The organism is Vibrio sp. 811 (assembly GCF_033339195.1).
This window is the reverse complement of record NZ_JAWOUB010000735.1, coordinates 1-566: the sequence shown is the minus strand read 5'-3', so window position 1 is coordinate 566 and position 566 is coordinate 1. Positions and strand designations below refer to the sequence as shown.

The following is a 566-nucleotide window of genomic DNA, read 5'->3' as shown; positions in this document are numbered from 1 at the left end:
GGTTAGAAATCAATTTCAGCCACGCATTCTAAATACTGAAATCTCAATTGCCAGTGTTTATTTCTCTTGGGCTATCGAAAAACTACAGAACACCGTTGATCGCGATACCAACACCAATGCGCTGCTGATTATGGTCGTAGTCAATTAGGCTTTTGCCGTATCCAGTCGAGTATTGAGCATATCCCCTAACTTTTCCCCAAATTGGAAACAACAAACCTATCTCAGCATAGCCTTTATGCGTTTTAAAATTCTCGCGCCCCAAGAACGTCAACTCGTAATCGTCCCATTTGTAGGCGCTTGTTAGCTCAAAATGCCCCATGTAATCTTCGATATCTGGGTTATCATCACCTTTAGGATCATTCGGAAAGGTTTTTTCGTCCTCAGGTATGCGCCACCAAGGCTGGATAGAGGCGACAAAATTGTCTTTCGCAAAGGTTAAGTTGGTATAAACGCGGTTCCAACTGCGCGATAGCTCTTGTCTCTGACCATTTGATTCATGCTCAATACCGAAACCCAGCCAAGTTGAGCCACCAAGCGGCTGCCAACTTGTAGGAGTGAAGTAAAAC

General features: G+C 44.2%; 1 protein-coding gene. It reads right to left on the bottom strand.

The features are described 5' to 3' along the window. Window positions 1-82: 82 nt before the first annotated feature. On the bottom strand, window positions 83-566 hold a 484-nt coding region (locus R7Q46_RS29125), incomplete at its 5' end, for a phospholipase A (RefSeq protein ID WP_318078571.1).